This window comes from Aquabacterium sp. (genome assembly GCF_041915145.1).
Lineage (GTDB): Bacteria > Pseudomonadota > Gammaproteobacteria > Burkholderiales > Burkholderiaceae_C > Aquabacterium.
Window position 1 is genome coordinate 12,857 of sequence record NZ_JAYSBZ010000047.1, and the last position, 14,226, is coordinate 27,082.

At 65.9% G+C, this 14,226-nt stretch carries 14 protein-coding genes and 3 tRNA genes; 15 read left to right on the forward strand and 2 right to left on the reverse strand.

Annotation, left to right across the window (positions count from 1 at the left end):
• Nucleotides 1–46 precede the first annotated feature (46 nt).
• Genes rpe through ACE3SS_RS09995 form a run of 3 tightly spaced genes read left to right on the forward strand, consistent with a single transcriptional unit; the run spans nucleotide 47 to nucleotide 3,165 of the window.
• The gene (rpe, locus tag ACE3SS_RS09985) at nucleotides 47–730 is read left to right on the forward strand and encodes a ribulose-phosphate 3-epimerase (RefSeq protein WP_374593458.1); all 684 of its coding nucleotides are present in this window, start codon (nucleotides 47–49) and stop codon (nucleotides 728–730) included.
• A gap of 18 nt (nucleotides 731–748) precedes the next feature.
• Nucleotides 749–2,212 carry a methyltransferase domain-containing protein gene (locus ACE3SS_RS09990; RefSeq protein WP_374593460.1) on the forward strand — a complete coding sequence of 488 codons (1,464 nt, stop codon included), beginning with the start codon at nucleotides 749–751 and terminating at the stop codon, nucleotides 2,210–2,212.
• A gap of 2 nt (nucleotides 2,213–2,214) precedes the next feature.
• Nucleotides 2,215–3,165 carry a XamI family restriction endonuclease gene (locus tag ACE3SS_RS09995; RefSeq protein ID WP_374593482.1) on the forward strand — a complete coding sequence of 317 codons (951 nt, stop codon included), beginning with the start codon at nucleotides 2,215–2,217 and terminating at the stop codon, nucleotides 3,163–3,165.
• Here ACE3SS_RS09995 and ACE3SS_RS10000 read toward each other — a convergent pair.
• A complete protein-coding gene (locus tag ACE3SS_RS10000; RefSeq protein ID WP_374593462.1) occupies nucleotides 3,150–4,163 on the reverse strand; it encodes an AraC family transcriptional regulator in 1,014 nt (337 codons plus the stop codon). The genes ACE3SS_RS09995 and ACE3SS_RS10000 overlap by 16 nt on opposite strands.
• Before the next feature lie 171 nt (nucleotides 4,164–4,334).
• On the opposite strand from ACE3SS_RS10000, the gene ACE3SS_RS10005 reads away from it, so the two are divergent.
• Together ACE3SS_RS10005 and ACE3SS_RS10010 are read left to right on the forward strand one after the other, a co-directional pair.
• Nucleotides 4,335–5,903, forward strand: coding sequence for a flavin-containing monooxygenase (locus ACE3SS_RS10005; protein WP_374593464.1), 1,569 nt, complete (start codon nucleotides 4,335–4,337; stop codon nucleotides 5,901–5,903).
• A gap of 175 nt (nucleotides 5,904–6,078) precedes the next feature.
• Complete coding sequence (locus tag ACE3SS_RS10010) at nucleotides 6,079–6,828, forward strand: PEP-CTERM sorting domain-containing protein (protein WP_374593466.1); 750 nt, start codon at nucleotides 6,079–6,081, stop codon at nucleotides 6,826–6,828.
• Between the two features lie 75 nt (nucleotides 6,829–6,903).
• On the opposite strand, the gene ACE3SS_RS10015 is transcribed toward ACE3SS_RS10010, so the two are convergent.
• Entirely contained in the window at nucleotides 6,904–7,536 is a 633-nt protein-coding gene (locus ACE3SS_RS10015) for a chalcone isomerase family protein (protein ID WP_374593468.1), read from the reverse strand.
• 423 nt (nucleotides 7,537–7,959) lie between these two features.
• On the opposite strand from ACE3SS_RS10015, the gene trpE reads away from it, so the two are divergent.
• The 10 genes from trpE to ACE3SS_RS10065 all read left to right on the forward strand — a co-directional run.
• On the forward strand, nucleotides 7,960–9,450 hold the full coding sequence (gene trpE, locus ACE3SS_RS10020; RefSeq protein ID WP_374593470.1) for an anthranilate synthase component I: 1,491 nt from the start codon (nucleotides 7,960–7,962) through the stop codon (nucleotides 9,448–9,450).
• Nucleotides 9,451–9,472: 22 nt separating this feature from the next.
• Nucleotides 9,473–10,069: an aminodeoxychorismate/anthranilate synthase component II gene (locus tag ACE3SS_RS10025; RefSeq protein ID WP_374593472.1), complete on the forward strand. Its 597-nt coding sequence runs from the start codon at nucleotides 9,473–9,475 to the stop codon at nucleotides 10,067–10,069.
• A gap of 11 nt (nucleotides 10,070–10,080) precedes the next feature.
• Nucleotides 10,081–10,836: a GNAT family N-acetyltransferase gene (locus ACE3SS_RS10030; RefSeq protein WP_374593474.1), complete on the forward strand. Its 756-nt coding sequence runs from the start codon at nucleotides 10,081–10,083 to the stop codon at nucleotides 10,834–10,836.
• Nucleotides 10,837–10,860: 24 nt separating this feature from the next.
• Nucleotides 10,861–11,901 carry an anthranilate phosphoribosyltransferase gene (trpD, locus tag ACE3SS_RS10035; RefSeq protein WP_374593476.1) on the forward strand — a complete coding sequence of 347 codons (1,041 nt, stop codon included), beginning with the start codon at nucleotides 10,861–10,863 and terminating at the stop codon, nucleotides 11,899–11,901.
• A gap of 36 nt (nucleotides 11,902–11,937) precedes the next feature.
• The gene (gene trpC, locus ACE3SS_RS10040; protein WP_374593478.1) at nucleotides 11,938–12,738 is read left to right on the forward strand and encodes an indole-3-glycerol phosphate synthase TrpC; all 801 of its coding nucleotides are present in this window, start codon (nucleotides 11,938–11,940) and stop codon (nucleotides 12,736–12,738) included.
• A gap of 7 nt (nucleotides 12,739–12,745) precedes the next feature.
• Complete coding sequence (locus ACE3SS_RS10045) at nucleotides 12,746–13,531, forward strand: uracil-DNA glycosylase (protein ID WP_374593480.1); 786 nt, start codon at nucleotides 12,746–12,748, stop codon at nucleotides 13,529–13,531.
• A gap of 116 nt (nucleotides 13,532–13,647) precedes the next feature.
• Nucleotides 13,648–13,733, forward strand: a tRNA-Tyr gene (locus ACE3SS_RS10050).
• 75 nt (nucleotides 13,734–13,808) lie between these two features.
• Nucleotides 13,809–13,882: transfer RNA gene (locus ACE3SS_RS10055), tRNA-Gly, on the forward strand.
• Between the two features lie 69 nt (nucleotides 13,883–13,951).
• Nucleotides 13,952–14,026, forward strand: a tRNA-Thr gene (locus ACE3SS_RS10060).
• A 52-nt stretch (nucleotides 14,027–14,078) separates the two neighbouring features.
• Nucleotides 14,079–14,226, forward strand: a 148-nt coding sequence (locus ACE3SS_RS10065) for a GTP-binding protein (protein WP_374593484.1), incomplete at its 3' end; no start/stop codon positions are given.

The window sequence follows — 14,226 nt, forward strand, 5'->3', positions numbered from 1 at the left end:
GCCTAGAATGCGGCTCACCCGATTTTTCGTTTGAGGCCCGTCGCTCATGTCCCGCACCTACCGCATCGCCCCCAGCATCCTCTCGGCCGACTTTGCCCGCCTGGGCGAGGAGGTGCGCCACGTCATCGCCGCTGGCGCCGACTGGATCCACTTCGACGTGATGGACAACCACTACGTGCCCAACCTCACCTTCGGGCCGATGGTCTGCCAGGCGCTGCGCCCGCACGCCGTCACGCCCGAAGGCCACCGCGTGCCCATCGACGTGCACCTGATGGTGCAGCCCGTCGATGCGCTGGCCCAGGCCTTCGCCAAGTCGGGCGCCGACCTCATCAGCTTCCACCCCGATGCGTCCACCCACGTCGATCGCACGCTGCAGCTCATCAAGGCTGAAGGCTGCCAGACCGGCCTGGTCTTCAACCCGGCCGAGCCGATCGACGTGCTCGAGTGGGTGATCGACAAGGTCGACCTCGTGCTGATCATGAGCGTCAACCCCGGCTTCGGCGGCCAGAGCTTCATCGACAGCGCGTTGCGCAAGACCGAGAAGGTGCGCAAGCTCATCGACCAGACCGGCCGCGACATCCGCTTGGAGGTGGATGGCGGCATCAAGATCGACAACATCCGCGGCGTGGCTAACGCGGGTGCCGACACGTTTGTTGCCGGCAGCGCGATCTTCGGCCAGAAAGACTACAAGGCCGTGATCGACGCGATGCGCGCGCGGCTGGCTGAGTGAGTGAGCAAGGCGAAATCCGTGCAACAGGCCTTGTTGCTTGATGTTCTCGGTGGCGGCGAGCCGCCGGACGATCTGCTGGGCGAAAACTATTGCGTCGAACATGAGCCGCACAGCAGGCGAGCCCATGGCATCACGCTGACTCCGGCGTGGCTGGTCGAGCGGATGCTCGATCAGCTCGGCTCGCAGTCGTTCGATACCGTCGTGGATTGCGGAGCGGGTACGGGGCGTTTCGCGATTGCCGCCGCCAGACGATTTCCCAGGGCGCGTGTCGTCGCGGTGGAGGCGCATCCCGAGATGGCGATCTTGCTGCGGCAGCGTCTCTGGGAAACGGGCCTGAGCCAGCGCGTTGAAGTGGTCGAAGGCGATTTCCGTGACGAGCGCGTTCGTCGCCAGGGGCGCACCTTGTTCCTCGGCAATCCGCCCTACGTGCGTCACCACGATATCTCGCCGCAGTGGAAGGCTTGGTACGAGCACGGCATGGCGGCGCGCGGCGTGCGCGCGTCGCAACTGGCGGGCTTGCACGCGCATTTCATGCTGCGCGCGATCGAGCAGATGCGCGCTGGCGATCACTTGTGTTTCGTCACATCGGCGGAGTGGCTCGACAACGGCTATGGCCGTGCCTTGCGAGAGCTGTGCTTCAGCGACGGCGTGGCGCTGCAGTCCTTGTGGGTCACCGAGCCGGGCGAGCTGGTCTTTCCGGATGCGTTGGTTTCGGCCGCTGTTTTCGAGCTCTCGTGCCAGCAGCCCTCGGATCGAATTCGCGTGGGTTCCATAGCCGGGCAAAAATTCAATCATCTGCGAGATGTGGAGCACGCCTCGTTGCGCGCCGCGCCACGCTGGTCAATCTGGGCGCGTCGAGAGCTTGATGTGCAAGGCGATGGCGTCGAGTTGGGCGAGCTGTTTCGCGTGACTCGCGGACAGGTGACCGGGCAGAATGATTTTTGGGTCTTGCCGCCCGATCAGCAGGTATTGCCAGCGAGCCTGACGACGCGCGCGGTGACCAGGGCGGCCGAGATCATTGCGGGCGACGTGCTGTCTCGAAGCGGGGTCAGGCAGCTCAAGGTCGTTGCTGACTTGCCGGCTGACCTGGACGCCTTGAGCACCGAAGAAGCTCGGCTGGCCAAGCGGTTCGTCCAGCTGGCAAGAAAAATGGACGCGCATCAGTCGTACATCGCGCGTCATCGCAAGCCATGGTGGGCGGTGGGCATGCGCGAGCCGCCCGCTGCCTTCGTGAGCTACATGGGGCGTCGCCCCCCGGTGTTTCGAGGCAATCCGCACGGGGTGAGTTTCTTGAATATCGCTCACGGGTTGTATCCACGGCAGCCCGTCTCTCCGGCCCAGCTTGACAGCATCTTGCGGCACTTGAATCAGACAACCAGCATCAACAGCGGTCGAATCTACGGTGGCGGCCTGGCCAAGTTCGAGCCTTCCGATATTGCTCGCTTGCGTATCCCGGCTGGGGTGTTCGAGGGGGGTGCTTGACGATGTGGCCGCATGGGGTGCGCCGGTGGAGCGAGGTGGAGGTTGCTCTTGATGTGCAGGCGGCAAAGAACGACTTTCGCGCGAGACGACTGGGTGAGCCCTTGGCTCGCTATCTGCAGGCGTTTGACGCCGCGATGCCGGAGCACGGTGAGTGGATCGCTGCGCTGAGTGCCTTGTTCGGGCATGACGAGACAATGAGGCTTGCCATGCGCGAGAGGCTTGGCAGCGAGGCGTCGCGCACGGCGTTTCGTTATCTGGCCGCGCCGCCCATTTCAGAGGACGATCTCGAGACGCTGGCCGAGACCACCATGCCGGCAGCCGCGAAGGATGCGTCGGGCGAGCAGTGGAACAATTTGTTGAGCGTCATTCGTGCGACGCTCGATCCGCGGCGGTTTCCTTGGGTTGAGCAAGGACGCCAGCCAACGGAGGAAGAAATCAGAGCGGCGGTTCTGGCTACTTCGTCGCTGAGCGCGTCGCAGCGCGTGCAGACCTTGCGGCGCGGCGACGAGAAATCGATGGTCGAAGGTGCCGTGAAGGGCTTGCTGATCGGCATGGGTTGGCAGGTGGCCGAGAACCGACCGACGCGAGGTATTCAGAATCTGCTCAACGATTCGCCGCCGCCGAAGACCTTTCTCACGCAAGTCAATCTGGGCGCCGACAACGCCGACGTGGTGATCCGGCTGGACGACGGGCGCTTGCTGGCCATCGAGTGCAAGGGCTCGAACAGCGAGATCAACAGCCGCAAGCGACTCAACAAAGAGGCTGCACAGAACGCACGCGCCTGGCTCGGTCGATTCGGCTCGCAGGTTGTTCCGGCGGTTGCCCTGCAGGGTGTATTCAAAGACCGCTATGTGATCGAGGCGCAAGACACTCCGATGGCCATTTTCTGGGGGCATCGCCTGGACGATTTGCGCGCGTGCATTCAGGGCGCGTCGAATCAGCCGGCCCGATAAGCCGCCGGCGTGGTACCCGACCACTCCTTGAACGCGCGGATGAACGCCGCCGACTCGGCATAACCCAGCTGCGCGGCCACCGCCTCGACCGACAGCGCGGTCTGCCGCAACAGCTGCTGCGCCTTGCGATAGCGCGCGGCGCCAAGCAGGGCGCGGAACGAGGTGCCTTCATCCTGCAACTGGCGGCGGAAGCTGCGCTCCGACAGGTCGAAGGACCGCGCCACGTCGGCCGCGCCGGGGTAGCTGTCGACGAACATGTCGAGGTGCGCGGCCACGCGGTCGGCCAGCGTGTCGGCGGTGGCGCGTTGCGCGGCGAGCTGCTGGTCGCACAGTGCGCGGTACATGGTGTGCGCGGCGGCGTCGGCCGTCGGGAAGCGCAGCTGCAGATGCTCGTTGCGCATCCAGATGCGGCCCACGGGCTCGCCGAACTTCACCGGGCAGCCGAAGTGCGCCTCGTACTGCGCCTCGTACCGCGCGGCCTGCGGCGGCGCGGGGTAGGGCAGGTCGACCCGTTCGGGGCGCAGGTCCAGCCCCAGCGTGCTCTGCATGTCGCGGATCAGCTTGTAGGTGCCGGCCATCTCGCCATCGACCCGCAACCGGTAGGGGTGGGCGGGCAGCGCCAGCGGGGTCAGCACCACGGCGCTCTGGCCCTGGCCGGGCTCGAAGCCCAGCGTGCCGAACAGGAACGTGAGCTGCTGGTACTTGATGCCGACTTGAAACGCCTCGTAGGCGTTGGGGCAGGTCACCAGCAGCATCACCAGCGGGCCGTAGCTGGCGAAGCCGAACTTGGCGCCGAGCTTCAAGCCGGCCAGCGGGTCGTGCAGCGCTTCGGCGAGGTCGGTGTAGATGTGCAGCTCGCGTTGCCGCTCGATGCGGGTGCTGGGGTCGAGCCGGGCGAGGTCGATGCCGTGGCGCTGCAGCAGCGGGGCAGGGTCGATGCCCAGGTCGCGCAGGCCCTGGATGTTGTTCATCAAGCCGAGGATGGAGCGGGACGACATGCGCGCAGCGAGCCGGGATTTACCCGAATTTGAAGTGGATCAAGCCTAGATTCGGCCGCACCTGGCCGGAAATGTCAATTTCTGGCTGATCCGGATATGGCCGGCACCAGGAGACGGTTCTTAGAGTGCGCTCCATTGCTCATTCTTGATCTACGTTAACAGGAGACGGCCATGTACATCGACAAGAACCCCGCCGCCGCCGGCGCGGCGCCGACGAACACTGCCAGCGGCTCGGCGCCGCGTCTGGTCGATGTCGTCATCGTCGGCTCGGGCTTTGGCGGGCTGTGCATGGCCATCAAGCTGCGCGAGGCGGGCATGGACAACTTCGTGGTGCTCGAAAAGGGCAACGAGGTGGGCGGCACCTGGCGCGACAACCACTACCCCGGCGCCGCCTGCGACGTGCAGTCGCACATGTATTCGTACTCGTTTGCCACCAAGGCCGACTGGACCAAGCGCTACGCACCCTGGAACGAGATCCAGCAATACATCCTGGACACCACGGCCAAGTACCGCATCCGCCCTTTCGTGCGCTTCAATCAAGAGGTGGTGGGCGCTGTATTCAATGAAGAAACCGGCCGCTGGACGATCACCACCCACACCGGTGACACCTACCTGGCCCGCCACTGGGTGCTGGCCTCGGGTCCGCTGCACGTGCCGGCCATTCCGGACATCAAGGGTCTGGCCGACTTCGAGGGCAAGGTCATGCATTCGGCCGACTGGGATCACGGCTACGACCTGCGCGGCAAGAAGGTCGCCTCCATCGGCACCGGCGGCAGCGCCATCCAGTACGTGCCCGAGATCGCGCCCAAGGTGGGCCGGTTGCACGTGTTCCAGCGCACGCCGGCCTGGGTGATCCCGCGCGACGAGCGCGGCTACTCGGGCTTGCGCAAGACCATGTTCAAGGCGCTGCCCTTCACCCGCACGCTGCACCGCTGGCGCCTGTACTGGACCAACGAATCGCGCGTCTGGCCCATCTTCAACCCCAAGCTGGCCAAGGTCGGTGAGTTCTTCCTGAAGAAGTTCATCGCCTACCAGGTGAAGGACCCGGCCCTGGTCAAGAAGCTCACGCCCGACTACACCCTGGGCTGCAAGCGCATCCTCATCTCGAACAAGTGGTACCCAAGCTTCAACCGCCCGAACGTCGAGCTGGTGACCGATGGCATCCGCGAGATCAAGGCCAACAGCATCGTCACGGCCGACGGCAAGGAGCGCCCGCTCGACTGCATCATTTTGGGCACCGGCTTCATCGTGGACCCGCGCATCTACATGAAGAACTTCGAGCTCAAGGGCCGCAACGGCCACGAGATCGGGCGCGACTGGGCCAAGAGCCCGACGTCCTATCTGGGCATCGCCACCTCGGGCTACCCCAACTTCTTCCAACTGGTCGGGCCGCACACCGGGCTGGGCCACAACTCCATCATCTTCATGATCGAGGCGCAGGCCGACTACATCGTCAACTGCCTGAAGACGCTGCAGGCCAAGGGCGCCGACTACATCGACGTGAAGCCCGAGGCCCAGGCGCGCTTCCTGGCCGACGTGACCAGGCACCTCAAGGGCACCGTCTGGAGCTCGGGCTGCAAGAGCTGGTACCAGACCGCCGACGGCATCAACTTCGCGATCTGGCCCAAGTCGACCTGGAAGTACTGGCTCGAAACCCGCAAGGTCAACGAAGGCGACTACGACTGGGTGACGTGCCGGGCCGGCAGCAAGGTACGACAGGTGTCGAAGACGGCGGCCTGAAAGGATTCCGGGACGTCAATGCATGCAGCGCGACCCTTGATGACGGGGGCGCCTTCTAGGGGAAACGACTGACGAGGTTGCAAGTCGGGTTCATAGACTGCCCTTGCGATAGTCAAAGAGTGCACAGCCGGGCACCACCGAGCGTGGTGCCTGATCCAACCTAGGAGCTTCAAACATGCAAGTTATTCGTACCTTCAAGCTGGGCGTGGCCTCGCTGTTGGTGGCGGCCGCCTGGCCGGCATCCGCGGGCCTGGTCACCACCATCAACACGTCGGCCCTCGAGGCCAATGCGCGCCTGGACTTCTCGACGGACGCCGTCGAGGCCATGAACGGCGTGGGCATCAGCCGCACCGCGTTGGGCACATCCAAGGCCATCGGCACGGGCGGCGTGTCGTTCAACATGCCCGTCACGAGCGCCACGACGGAGCTGAACCTGCTGCCCCCGTCGCTGACCTCCGTGGCCGGATCGTCCATGGGCGCCGCGCTGGGCCTCACCTCGGGCTCCAACAGTCTGATCCTGGGCAACTTCAACCTGGACTTCAAGAACAAGGTCGTCAAGGCCGATGCCTGGGCCAACGGGGTGAAGTCGTCGCTGAACGTGTACACGTTCAACATCGCCCAAGGCCTGACCCTCAGCACCACGGGTGGCTTGAGCCTGCACGAGGTGATCGATCACCTGGCGCTCACTTCGGCCGCCGCCGACACGTTTGCCTCGGCTCTCAAGATCTCGCCCCTCCTCAAGCCGGTGTTGACGATGCTGGACTACGGCAGCATCACCATCGACATCAAGCCGGCCCTGCGCTCGGGCGGCGCGGTGTCGGGCAAGGCCTACAACCCGCCGCCGGTGCCGGAGCCCGGCACGTACGCGCTGGTGGGCCTGGGCCTGCTGGCCGCTGCTTGCGTGGCACGGCGCAAATCGGCCTGATTCAGGCGGCTCACAAGCCGAACGGCCCGGCTCCTCTTGCGAGGGCCGGGCCGTTTTCTTTGCGAGGCACGCGGGTCAGTTGAGCGCGTCAGCCGGGTTGTTCATCTGCTTGGGGGCGTGGCCGAGCAGGAGCTCCTTGAGCTGCGCGTCGGGGGGCGACGAGCCCAACCAGATCTTCAGGATGGTCTTGAAGAATTCGGGCTGGGTGAAGGGCTCGCCCTGCACGGTGTTCTTGAAGCGGGCGACCATGCCGGTGCCGGGGATCCAGTCCATGATCAGCTTGTCGCCGGCGTAAGCCTTGTCGTAGCCGCCAAACAGCTGGCCGATGCGGGCGATGTCGGGCACGATCTTGACGAAGTCTTCCTTCGCGGCGTTGAGCTGGATGCCGTGCGTCACCAGCCGGCCGAAGTCGGACACGGCCAGGTCGCGCAGCAGATGCAGGTAGATGCGCTTGGCGCCGGGCATGTTGACGGCCTCGTCGGCCGAAGTGGTCTTCTTGGGCAGATACAAGCCCATGGCATACACCTTGAAGATCACCTTGTAGCGAACGCCCGCGCCGTTGAGCACGACACGGTGCCCCTGCAAGTCGATTTCGTTGTCGAACTTCACGCCGGCCACGTCGGTCGTGTCGCCCGCCCAGCTGGGCAGCGGGGCGGACAGGGCGGCGGCGGTGGTGAGCGTCGAACTGAGGAACGTGCGTCGATCCATGGTGGGCTTGTCTCCGGGCGATGTGGTGGGCGCCGTCGGGGCCGGGGGCCTCGCGGGGTGCCGTCTCGTGTTGATTCCGATACGCAGTGTAGGTTCACTGCCGCCGCCTGGGTTGACCGCCCCATCAACTGGGTGGCGGGCCGATGGCGCGGCTTGACTTGGGTCAGGGGGGAGGCCGCTGCTACACTTGAAACCATGTTCATCGCGCGCAAACACACCAAAGGGTCGCATGACCGGGGAGCTTGGCCCTGGCGTCGCCCGTTCGCATGGTTGTGATTTGCCGCTGAGCGGTCGGCTCGGTCGTACGGTTTGTCCGGCGGCGCGTGCGCGGCGCTCCTGACGCGGCTCCCCCTCGGCTTCGCCGATTCCGAATCAATGCCTGCTCGACGACGATCGAATGTCCGCGCAGGTCTGGAGGGCCTCATGAATTTGCCTGATCAGATCACCGCATCTGAATTTGCCCGGTTGGCCGCGCTCGGCTACAACCGCATCCCGCTGGTGGCGCAAGCCCTGGCCGATCTCGACACCCCGCTGTCGCTCTATCTCAAGCTCACCCGCAGCCAGCCGCTGAGCTTCCTGCTCGAATCGGTGGTGGGCGGCGAGCGCTTCGGGCGCTATTCCTTCGTCGGGCTGCCCGCGCGCAAGCTGGTGCGGGCCACCGGCCGGCGCGTCGAGGTGGTCGATGCCGGCGAGGTGGTTGAAACCTTCGACGGCAACCCGCTCGACTTCATCGCGCAATACCAGCAGCGCTTCAAGGTGGCGGTGCCTCAAGGCCTGCCGCGCTTCATCGGCGGGCTGGCGGGCTACTTTGGCTACGACACCGTGCGCCACATCGAGCCGCGCCTGGCCAAGACGCGCAAGGAGCACGGCATCGGCACGCCCGACATCCTGCTGCTGCAATGCGAAGAGCTGGCCGTCATCGACAACCTCGCCGATCGGCTCTATCTCATCGTCTACGCCGACCCGAGCGAGCCCGGCGCCTTCGAGCGCGCCACGGCCCGCTTGGCGGAGCTGAAGTCCCGCCTGAACGAAACCGTCGCCGCGCCCACCGTGGCGCCGCACGCGCCCGAGCCGGTGGTGCGCCACTTCGCCAAGGCCGACTTCGAAGCCGGCGTGGCCAAGTGCAAGGAATACATCGCCGCCGGCGACTGCATGCAGATCGTGCTGGGCCAGCGCCTGCAAAAGCGCTTCACGGCGCCGCCGCTGAGCCTGTATCGCGCGCTGCGTTCGCTCAACCCCAGCCCCTACATGTATTACTACGACATGGGCGATCACCAGATCGTCGGCTCGTCGCCCGAGATCCTGGTGCGGCAGGAGCACGGCGAGCAGGGGCAGGTGATCACGGTGCGGCCGATCGCCGGCACGCGTCCGCGCGGCGCCACGCCCGAGCAGGATGTGCTCAACGAGCACGAGCTGCTGGCCGACCCGAAAGAGCGCGCCGAGCACGTCATGCTGATCGACCTGGCGCGCAACGACATCGGGCGCATCGCCAAGACGGGCAGCGTCAAGGTCACCGAAGAATTCGGCATCGAGCGCTACTCGCACGTCATGCACATCGTCAGCAATGTCGAAGGCATCCTGAAAGATGGCATGACCGCGCTCGACGTGCTGCGCGCCAGCTTCCCGGCCGGCACGCTGAGCGGCGCGCCGAAGATCCGCGCGATGGAGATCATCGACGAGCTCGAACCCGTGCAGCGCGGCATCTACGGCGGTGCGGTGGGCTACCTGAGCTTTGCGGGCGACATGGATGTGGCGATCGCCATCCGCACCGGCATCGTCAAGGACCAGACCCTGTATGTGGCGGCGGGCGCCGGCGTGGTGGCCGACTCCGTACCCGAACTCGAATGGCAAGAAACCGAAGCCAAGGCGCGCGCCGTCGTGCGCGCGTCCGAACTGGTGGAACAAGGTTTCTGACGTCATTGAAAGGGATACGACCATGCTGCTGATGATCGACAACTACGACAGCTTCACGTTCAACCTCGTCCAGTACTTCGGTGAGCTGGGCGAGGACGTGCGCGTCGTGCGCAACGACGCGATCACGCTCGACGAGATCGCGCAAATGAAACCCGACCGCCTGGTGCTGTCGCCCGGGCCGTGTTCGCCGGCCGAGGCCGGCATCTGCGTGCCGGCCATCCAGCGCTTCGTGGGGCAGTTGCCCATCCTGGGTGTGTGCCTGGGCCACCAGAGCATCGGCGCCGCGCTCGGCGGCAAGGTGGTGCGTGCGGGCAAGCAGATGCACGGCAAGACCAGCACGCTCACGCACGACGGCAAGGGCGTCTACCAAGACCTGCCCAATCCGTTCACGGTGATCCGCTACCACTCGCTGGTGATCGAGCGCGCCTCGCTGCCCGACTGCCTCGAGATCACGTCCACGTCGGAGGACGGCGAGATCATGGGCGTGCGCCTGAAATATCGACCCGGGGGCCCGCAGACCGACAAGAACTTCGCGCCGCTCGAGGGCGTGCAGTTCCACCCCGAGTCCATCCTGACCGAGCACGGTCACGCGATGCTGAAGAACTTCCTGCAGATGTGAGGGTGGGGGCGATGAGCACGGCGGCCGAGTCCATTCCCCACACCGACGTCAATCGCCATGGTCAGGCGGTCGGCGTGGCGTTGCCCGATTGGCGCCCGCGCGCTTTTCCGCCCGCCGTGGAATTGCAAGGGCGCACCTGCAAGCTGGAGCCGCTCGACGTCGAGCGCCACGCCGCCGCACTGTTCGAGGCCGACTCCGCCGATCTGACCGGCGAGTCGTGGACGTATCTGCCCTACGGCCCCTTCCCGACTTTCGAGGTCTATCGCGCCTGGGTGGTCGACATGGCTTCGCGCTCCGACCCGCAGATGGTTGCGGTGCTCGACCGGGCTGGTCGCGCGGTGGGCGTGCTGGGGCTGATGCGCATCGACCCGGCCAACGGCGTGATCGAAATCGGCCACGTGCACTTTTCGCCCGCCTTGCAGCGCTCGGTGGCGGCCACCGAGGCGGTGGCGTTGCTGTTGCATCGGGTCTTCGAGCTGGGCTACCGGCGTTGCGAGTGGAAGTGCGACGCGCTCAATCAGCCGTCGCGCCGCGCCGCGCTTCGGCTGGGCTTCGTCTATGAGGGGTTGTTCCGCCAAGCGGTGGTCATCAAAGGTCGCAACCGCGACACCACCTGGTTCTCGATCATCGACGGCGAGTGGCGCGTGGTGGCGCAGGCGCTTGACGCATGGCTGGACACGGCCAACTTCGATGCCGATGGCCGTCAATTGCATCGCCTGGCAGCCTTGCGTGAGGCACTGGTGCGGTCGGGTGCGGCGCCTATCTGAATCTGAATTGCACGAGCACAAGCCATGACCCAGATCACCGACTTGCAAGCGTTGCAGCGCATCGTCGAGCACCGCGAGATCTTCCACGACGAGATGCTCGGCCTGATGCGCCGCATCATGAGCGGCCAGACCTCGCCGGTGATGATCGCCGCGCTCGTCACCGGCCTGCGCGTCAAGAAAGAGACGGTGGGCGAGATCGCTGCGGCGGCGCAGGTGATGCGCGAGTTCGCGGCGCCGGTCGAGATTGCCGACAAGACCCACCTCGTCGACCTGTGCGGCACGGGCGGCGATGGCGCGCACACCTTCAACATCTCGACCTGCTCGATGTTCGTGGTCGCCGCGGCCGGCGCGCGCGTGGCCAAGCACGGCGGGCGCAGCGTGTCGTCGTCCACCGGCAGCGCCGACGTGCTCGAAGAGCTCGGCGTGCACATCACCTTGTCGAGCGAGCAGGTGGCGCAATGCCTGGCCGAGACCGGCATCGGCTTCATGTTCGCGCCCTCGCACCACGCCGCCATGAAGCACGCCGCGCCGGTGCGCAAGGAGCTCGGCATCCGCACGCTGTTCAACATCCTCGGGCCGCTGACCAACCCGGCGGGGGCGCCCAACCAGCTGATGGGCGTGTTCCACCGCGATCTGGTCGGCATCCAGGCGCGCGTGCTCGAACGTCTGGGCTCCAAGCACGTGATGATCGTGCACGGCCACGACGGCCTGGACGAGTTGACGCTGGCGGGCGAGACCTACGTCGCCGAGCTGAAGGATGGCTCGGTCACCGAATACACCATCGACCCCGCGCGTTTCGGCTTGAACTTGTGCGAGACCCGGGCGCTGCATGTGCCCGACAAGGCGGCCTCGGCGCGCATCATCCGCAGCGTGCTGGCCAACGAGGCCGGCCCGGCGCGCGACATCGTGCTGCTCAATGCGGGCGCTGCCATCTACGTTTCCGACGTGGCCGACACCCTGGCCGACGGCATCGCCATGGCGCGCGAGGTGCTGGCCAGCGGCGCCGCCCAGTCGCGACTCGACACCTTCATCGCCGCGACCCGCCGGCATCAATCCGCCGGCTGAGATGCTGGGCATCTGAATCGAACAGAAAGACATCGCATGAGCGACATCCTCAACAAAATCGTCGCCGTCAAGCGCGACGAAGTGGCCGCCGCCCAGGCGCAGCGCTCCCTGGCCTCGGTGCGCGCGGAAGCCGAGGCGCGTCGTCTCCAGCCCGACAGCCTGCGCGACTTCGTCGGCAGCCTGCGCGCCAAGATCGCAGCCGGGCAGGCGGGCGTCATTGCGGAGGTCAAGAAAGCCAGCCCGAGCAAGGGCGTGCTGCGCGAGCACTTCGACCCGGCGGCCATCGCGGCCAGTTACGCGCAGCATGGCGCGGCCTGCTTGTCGGTGCTCACCGACCGGCAGTTCTTCCAGGGTGCGCCCGAATACCTGATGCAGGCCCGCGCGGCCTGCGCGCTGCCCGTGTTGCGCAAGGACTTCATGATCGATCCGTATCAGGTCTTCGAGGCGGCGGCGATGGGGGCGGACTGCATCCTGCTGATCGCGGCTTGCCTGGACGACGACCTGATGGCTGATCTCGAAGCCATCGCGCTGGAGTTGGGGTTGGCTGTACTGGTCGAGGTGCATGACGGGGGCGAGTTGGCCCGGGCCCTGCGTCTCAAGACGCCGCTGGTTGGTATCAACAACCGTAACCTGCGCACCTTCGAGGTTTCGCTGCGCAACACGCTCGATCTGTTGCCGCAGGTGCCGGCCGATCGCCTGCTGGTCACCGAGTCCGGCATCCTGGCGGCCGATGACGTCCGCACCATGCGCGCGGCGGGCGTGCACGCCTTCCTGGTCGGCGAGGCTTTCATGCGGGCGCCGGATCCGGGTGTCGCGCTCGCCAGCTTGTTTGCCTGAGCGCTGCGTGAGCACGACCACGGCGGACTTGTTTGCCGACTCCGCCAAGCCGGAGTCGGCTCGGCCTGCCACCGGGTTGACCGAGCCGCTGGCGGTGCACTTCGATCACGTACCGCTGGCGTGGCGCGGAGTCACCGAGCCGTTTCGCCACAGCGAGGCGGGGCGCGCGCTGATCGAGTGGGTGGATGGCAGCGTGCGGGCTGGCGCCACGGTCTACCCGCGCGAGCCGTTGCGGGCTTTGTCCCTCACCCCGTTCGATGCAGTGCGTGTCGTCATCCTGGGGCAAGACCCCTACCACGGCGCCGGGCAGGCCGAGGGCATCGCGTTTTCGGTGCCGTATGCGGCGCGGCGTGGTCACCCCTGGCCGCCCAGCTTGCGCAACATCCTGCAAGAGTGGGCATCCGACCTGGGGCACGAGGCGCCTGCGTCGGGCAGTCTGGTGCCGTGGGCGCAACAGGGCGTGTTGCTGCTCAACACCAGTCTGACCGTGGAAGACGGCGCCCCGGCCAGTCACGCCAAGCGCGGCTGGGAGGCGCTCACCGACGCGATCGTCGACGCGCTGGCGGCGGACCCGCGCCCCAAGGTCTTTCTGCTGTGGGGCGCGCATGCCCAGGCCAAGGCGCCTCGCATCGCGGCGCATCCGCAACACGCCGTCCTGCAGTCCAATCATCCGTCGCCGCTGTCCGCCAAGCGCGGGCCGGTGCCCTTCGTCGGCAGTCGCCCGTTCAGCCGGGCGGCGCAGTGGCTGCAGCAGCATGACCCTTCGGGGCCGTTGTTGGCGTGGAGGCTGTAGGCCGGCTGAGCGTCACTCGGGCGGACGCCCTGTGGTTTGAAACGCGGGGTCAGCGCGCAAGTGTCGCGCGGTATTGTTGTTGCCGAAAACCCGTGCTATAGTTCAAGGCTCGCCTCGGAGGGGTGCCCGAGTGGCTAAAGGGGGCAGACTGTAAATCTGTTGGCTTACGCCTACGCTGGTTCGAATCCAGCCTCCTCCACCAGGCGCGATTTTCAGATGTTGCGGCCCAAACGTTTTGTTTGGGTTGTCATGTCGGTAGCAGAGAATGCGCTCCCGGGCGGGAGTAGTTCAATGGTAGAACCTTAGCCTTCCAAGCTAATGACGCGGGTTCGATTCCCGTCTCCCGCTCCAGAAGGCAAGGTTGGCGAGGTGTCTGGTCGATACCGGTTTGGGTGTGATGGCTTCCAAACCTGTGTCGATGCCCATGTGGCTCAGTGGTAGAGCACTCCCTTGGTAAGGGAGAGGTCGGCAGTTCGATCCTGCCCATGGGCACCACCTCTTTCCTCTTCAGTCGCACTGTCAATCTCGATCGCTAGGAGCGCGAAAAATGGCAAAAGGTAAGTTTGAACGGACCAAGCCGCACGTGAACGTGGGCACGATCGGTCACGTTGACCACGGCAAGACCACGCTGACCGCAGCGATCACCACGGTGCTGTCGAACAAGTTCGGCGGCGAAGCCAAGGCCTACGATCAAA